Genomic DNA, 6,666 nt, shown 5'->3' on the forward strand with positions numbered 1-6,666 from the left:
GGAAGCGTTCGGCAGTCAGGTCGTCACGGTTCAGGTAGCCGCGGGCCACGCCCGCGCCGCCGATGTAGATCTCTCCGGCAACACCCAGTGGCACGGGCTGTCGTTGCTCATCCAGCAGGTAAAACTGTGTATTGCCGACTGGTTTGCCGATGTGCGAAGCGAAGCCGTTTTCGCGATCCATCGCCACCCAGCTTGAGTAAGTGGTGGTTTCCGACGGGCCATAGAGATTGCACAGGCGCTGCACGCTGGTTTTCTCGAACAGGTTTTCCACCAGACTGCGTTTGAGTGCTTCACCGGCGACGTTGACGGTATGGACCGACTCTGGCAAACCGTTGATTTCCAGCAGCGCTTTCAGCGCCGACGGTACGGTGTTGATCAGGCCGATATCGTGCTCGCCGTGTTGCAGTTCCAGCACGTTTGTGACCACCTCGATGCTGCCCCCCGAGGTGAGCGGCGCAAAGCACTCGTAGACCGCGAGGTCGAAGTTCAGCGAGGTGGAGAACAGCGTTTTTTCCAGAGCAGAGCCATCGAATGCCGTGTGCGCCCAACTGAGGAAGTTCACAGTATTGCGGTGCTCGATCATCACGCCTTTCGGCAGGCCGGTCGAACCTGAGGTGTAGATCAGGTACGCAAGATGCGCTGAGGTCAGCCCAGGTACCTGAGGATTCCGGGCGGATTCGTCCTGCCAGTTGCTTGCATCAAGATTGATCACAGGTACCGATACGTCGACCAGTAACGCCTCAGTCGCCGACTGCGCCAGCACAGCGGCAGGTGCGCTGTCCTGCAACATGTAGGCAATTCGTTCTACCGGGTAAGCCGGGTCGAGTGGTACATACCCGCTGCCTGCCTTGAGGATCGCCAGCAACCCGACGACCATCTCCACGCCGCGTTCCACACAGATCCCGACCCGCGAATCCGGCTGCACGCCCTGCTTGCGCAAGGCATGCGCCAGGCGGTTGGCCTGTTCGTTAAGCTCGCGATAGGTCAGGCGTTGTTCGCCATGAACCACTGCCATGGCTTGCGGTGTGCGCTCGACCTGTGCTTCAAACAGCCCGTGAATGGTCTGCTGCTGCGGGTAATCCAGCGCGGTGTCGTTGAACTGCATCAGCAACTGCTCACGCTCGGCAGCAGGCAGGATAGGCAGGCTTTCGAGCGCGGCGTCCGGTGACTGCTCCAGCGCAACAAGCAGATTTTCCAGCGCGGTCTGCAGGTACCCGCAGACTCGCCCGGCACCGACTTTGTCGGTCACCAGCACTGAAAATCTGAAACCGTCACCCTGATCATCGACGTTCAAGGTCAACGGGTAGTTGGTGCGTTCCTCACCATTCTGCACGTCGATGCCGCGCCAGGCCTCGATCGATTCGTTGGTGGGTTCTGCAACGCTGCTGTGGCGGTAGTTGAGTAGCGCGCTGAACAGTGGCAACGGTGCCGCCACGCCGCTGCAACGCTGCGCCAGCACCAACGGCGCGTGTTCATGACCGAGCAATGCGGTGAGTCGGGCATGGGTCGCTCGTACGCCGTCCCGTGCACCCTGCCCGGCCAGATCGACGCGCAGCGGCAAGGTATTGATGAACATGCCCAACGCCCGTTCGGCGCCTTCGCCACTGTGCATGCGGCCCATCAACACGGTGCCGAATACGACGGTGTGCCTGCCCGATACCTGACTCAATACCTGAGCCCACGCCAGATGCATCAGACTTGCGGCGCTTACCCCCAGCTGCCGAGCCTGGGCGCGCAGACGCCTATTCAACTGCCGGTCCAGTGTCAGGCTGCTTTCTTCAACATCGCGGCCATCCCCTTGCACATCCAGCAGCCCGAACGGCAGCGTCGGTTCGTCAATGTCACCGAGCAATTCGCGGAAAAACGCTTCGTGGGCCTCGCGGCTTACACCCAGGCGAGCCTGGGCCACATAGTTACGATACGGAATGGCTGCTTCGAGTTGGTCAGCCTGCCCCAGCAGATGCGCCTGCATGTCGTGGAGCACAATCTCCATCGCTGTATGGTCGAGGACCATGTGATGGAACAGCAGGATCGCCGCACAACGCTGGTTGGGCTGGTCTTCGGCGAAGATCAGCCGCAGAAGTGGTGCCTGGCTAATGTCCAGCCGCGAATGGCGAGGGTCGAAGCGCTGTTGCAGTTGCTCCATGATCGGCCCCTCGAGCGGGTCGAGTTCGACCTGCTCCAGCAACAGCCGAGCCTGACGACAGACAACCTGCACCGGTGTTTCCAGGCCTTGCCAAAGTACTGCAGTTCGCAGGATGTCGTGGCGATCAATCACACTTTGCAAGGCATCGACAAAGGCATTCAAACGCGTTAGGTCAGCAGTCTCGAATACCGTTTGCAGTACGTACGGATCGCCTTGTTCGGCAGCCAGATGGTGGTAGAGAATCCCCTCCTGCAGTGGTGCCAGCGGGTAGATGTCCTGCACATTTTCCACGCCGCCGGGCACGCTGGCGACAATGAGGTCGATGGCGGCCTGATCGAGATCGGCCAGTGGCAGCAGCTCTGGCGTAATGCGCTTGCAGTCGTCCGGGATGGCGTTTTTCGGGACTGTTATTTCATTCAGGCTACCCACCGCCGCAGCCAGCGCGGCCAGCGTCGGCTGTGTGAACAGGGTGCGAATATCGGCATCGAGCCCCTGGCGCCGCATTTGCGCGATCAGGTTGACGGCCAACAGCGAGTGCCCGCCCAGCTCGAAGAAGTGGTCATGACGACCCACCCGCTCGACGTGCAGCAACGAACTCCAGATCTCGGCCACGGCCATTTCCACCGGCCCCTGGGGTGCCTCGTAGTCCCGATCCGGAAGCGAGTCGCGATCCGGCATTGGCAGGGCCTTGCGGTCGACTTTGCCATTGGCCGTCAGCGGCCAGGCGTCCAGACGCACGAAGGCGCTGGGCACCATGTAGCCAGGCAGCAATGCCAGCAAGGCAGAGCGCAGTTCTGCCACCGGCGTCGACAGCGAACCGTCGCGCTCGATGAAATAAGCCGTCAGCCTTGGCTGTCCCGGTTCGTCCTCTCGGGCCAGCACCAGCGCTTCTTCGATGCCCGGCAACCGACTTAGCTGCGCTTCGATCTCGCCCAGTTCGATGCGCGCGCCGCGAATCTTAACCTGATCATCATTGCGCCCCAGGTAGTCGAGAGTGCCATCGGCGTTCCAGCGTGCCAGATCGCCGGTGCGGTACATCCGTGCGTCGGCGTGGAACGGATCACGCAGAAAGCGCTCGGCGGTCATCTCCGGTCGGTTCAGATACCCCCTCGCCACGCCTTCTCCGGCGACGTACAGCTCGCCCGCCACACCCAGCGGCACCAGTTGCTGATGCTCGTCGAGCAGGTACACGCGGGTATTGGCAATCGGTGTGCCGATGTCGAGTCTGCCGTCGGACAGCAAACGCCCCGACGTGGCGACCACCGTGGCCTCGGTCGGGCCATAGTTGTTGATGACGGTAAAGCCCGGATCGCGCTGGAACTGGCGCAGACGGTCGCCACCAATCAAGAGCGTACGCAAGGTGGGGTGAGACAGGTCGCGGCTGAAGGCATATTCGGCGACCGGCGTTGGCAGGAAAGCCACCTGCAGCGGTTGAGCGATCCACCAGTCGAGCAGTGCATCAAGCTGTTCATTACCCACGTCCACAGGTGGTAGGTGCAAGGTCGCCCCGGCACACAGCGCCGGCCAGACTTCCCAGGCCATGGCGTCGAAACCGAAGCCTGCGACGCTGGCGGTATGGCTGCCAGCCTGGAGATCGAAGGCCTGGCAATGCCAGTCGATCAGGTTGCCGAGGGTGCGGTGCTCGACCATCACGCCTTTTGGCTGGCCAGTAGAGCCGGAGGTGTAGATTACGTAAGCCAGATGCGTGGGGTTGAGCCCCGCCACTTGCGGGTTTTCCAGGCGTTGCGGCCATTCAGGGCGGTCAAAGGCGATGACCGGTGCAGACGTTTGCGGCACACGGTTCATCAGAGCCTGTTGGGTCAGCAGTACTTTGGGTGCGCTGTCGGCCAGCAGATAGGCAATGCGTTCGTCAGGGTGTGACGGATCGACCGGGACAAGCCATGACCGCCACGCGATCATCGACACCTACGCCTAGACTGATCAGGTGATGGGCCAGTGCGTTGGCGCGTTGATTCATCTCGCCGTAGTGCAGGCAATGCTCGCCCACCTGAGCCGCTACACCTTCTGGCGCGCTGGCGGCCCGGGCTTCGATCATGGCATGCACGGTCTGCTCGTCATTAACTTGCGCCAGCGCCGTCGTGTTGAGCGTTTCCAGCAGGTAACGGCGTTCCTCTTCGCCGACCAGCGGGATGCGATCAAGATGCGTCTGCTCATCAGCCGCCAGGGCTTCGAGGATCTGCATGAAATAGTCGAGATACCGTTGCGCCGTGGTTTCGTCGAACAGCGCCGTGGCGTAGTCCAGCGTCCCTGCCAGCGTCTCGCCCTGCTCGCTCAGGTTCAGCGAAAGGTCGAATTTGGACACCTGACTGTTCTGCTCGACCGGCTCCACTCTCAGGTCGCCAAGCGAATCGGCAACGTTTTTTCCCGGCATCCAGTTCAGCGTGGTCTGGAACAAAGGAGGATGGGCCAGGCTGCGTGTCGGGCGAACGACTTCCACAACCTGTTCGAACGGCAGGTCCTGATGCTCCTGTGCTTCCAGTACGCGGGCCTTGACCCGGGCCAGCAGCGCCTCGCCGCTCGGATTGCCCGAGGTGTCGATGCGCACCGCCAGGGTGTTGACGAACAGGCCGATCAGGTCTTCAAGTTCGGTATGACCTCGCCCTGCCACCGGGCTGCCAATCACCACGTCGGCCTGACCCGAAAGGCGCGTGAGTGTCGTCGCCCAGGCGGCCATCAGCGCCATGTACAGCGTGACGCCCTGACGTTGTGCCAGTTTGCGCAGGTCTGCTGCCAGATTTGCATTCAGTTGCACGGCAAGGCTGGCACCGGCGAAGTCCTGCTGCGCCGGACGTGGCCGATCAGTCGGCAACGTGAGCAGCGTCGGCGCTCCCTCCAGTGCCTGATGCCAATAGGCGGCCTGGTGTTGCAGGCGTTCGCCGGACAGCCAGCGACGTTGCCATACCGCGTAATCGGCGTACTGGATCGCCAGCGCCGGCAGTGGATCGGGCTGTCCCTGGCAGAACGCCGGGTACAGCTTCAGCAGTTCCTGGCTCAGTACAGCCATCGACCAACCATCGGCGACGATATGGTGCACAGTCATCAGCAGCACATGACGGTCGTCGGCCACTTGCAGCAAATGAGCGCGAATCAGCGGGCCGTTAGCCAGATCGAACGGTGCTACCGCCTCGACCCGAATAAACTCTTCCAGGCCATGAGGCGCATGACGAATGGCTTCGACAGACAGCCCGGCGTCTGCGCAGGTGGGCACGAACAGTACTTGCGCAGCGCCTTCACAGGTCACAAATCGGCTGCGCAAGGTTTCATGGCGTTCGACGATACGTGCCAGGGCTCGGGCTAGGGCGGTGACGTCGAGCGCCCCCACAAGGCTCAGTGCCATCGGGATGTTATAGGCTTCGTTACCGCCGTCCATCTGTGCCAGGAACCACAACCTTTGCTGGGCGAAGGACAATGGCATTGGCTGATCACGCTTAACCGGCAGGATCGCTGTCAGTTCACTGCGCGCCACGCCATTCAGCGCTGTGGCCACCGCTGCCAGTTCACCGAGTGCAAACAGCTCGCCCAGCGGTAATTCAACGCCCAGCTGTTGGCGTACTTGAGACACCATGCGCATGGCCAGCAGAGAGTGCCCGCCCAGATCGAAGAAGTTATCGTAGCGACCAACCCGCTCGACCTGCAGTACCTCGGCCCAGATCTCGGCCAGCACCACTTCGACCTCACCTTTCGGTGCTTCGTAACCACGGCTGATCAGCGCTTGCGCATCCGGCACTGGCAGCGCCTTGCGGTCAAGCTTTCCATTGGCGGTCAGCGGCAGCGCATCGAGCTGCACGTAGGCTGCCGGCACCATATAGTCCGGTAACAAGCCTTGCAGATGGTTACGCAGGTGTTCGATGTCCAGCGCGGTTTCAGGCTGCAGCGCGGTTACATAAGCCACCAGACGCTTGTCGCCAGGCTCATCCTGACGGCACAGCACCACGGCTTCACGAATATCCGAATGCTCGGCCAGGCGTGCTTCTATTTCACCCAGTTCAACGCGGAAACCACGGATTTTCACCTGATCGTCATTACGACCCAGGTATTCCAGATTGCCATCGGCACGCCAGCGAACCAGGTCGCCGGTGCGGTACAAGCGTGCCTGTGGGTCGCTGTCGAACGGGTCGGCAACAAATTTCTCAAGGGTCAGTTCATCCCGATTCAAATACCCCCTGGCGACACCCTGCCCGCCGATATACAGCTCGCCGGGCACGCCCAACGGCACGGGTTGGCCTTGGCTACCGAGCACATACAGGCGGCTGTTGCCCACGGGTTTGCCAATAGGAATCGAGCCATTGCCGACCGAAACAATCTCGCAGGTCGCGGAAAAGGTCGTCGCCTCGGTCGGGCCATAGCCATTAAGCAGANGCCTCGCCCAGCCCCGAAGCGTATTGATGGAATAAACCGGCGGTCATCCATAGCACGGTTACGGATTGCTCCAGCAGCAGGCGCTGGAAGTTCAATGGGGAGAGCAAGTCGTTCTGCCCGATCACCACCACACAGCCGCC

The 6,666-nt window shown here is 61.5% G+C and carries 1 pseudogene; it reads right to left on the reverse strand.

Annotated elements, in window-relative coordinates:
* Positions 1-6,666 (reverse strand): annotated as a pseudogene (gene sypA, locus AO388_RS21905) (syringopeptin non-ribosomal peptide synthetase SypA); the annotation flags it as partial.

It is taken from the genome of Pseudomonas sp. ICMP 10191, from assembly GCF_001467335.1.
Classification (GTDB): domain Bacteria; phylum Pseudomonadota; class Gammaproteobacteria; order Pseudomonadales; family Pseudomonadaceae; genus Aquipseudomonas; species Aquipseudomonas cerasi.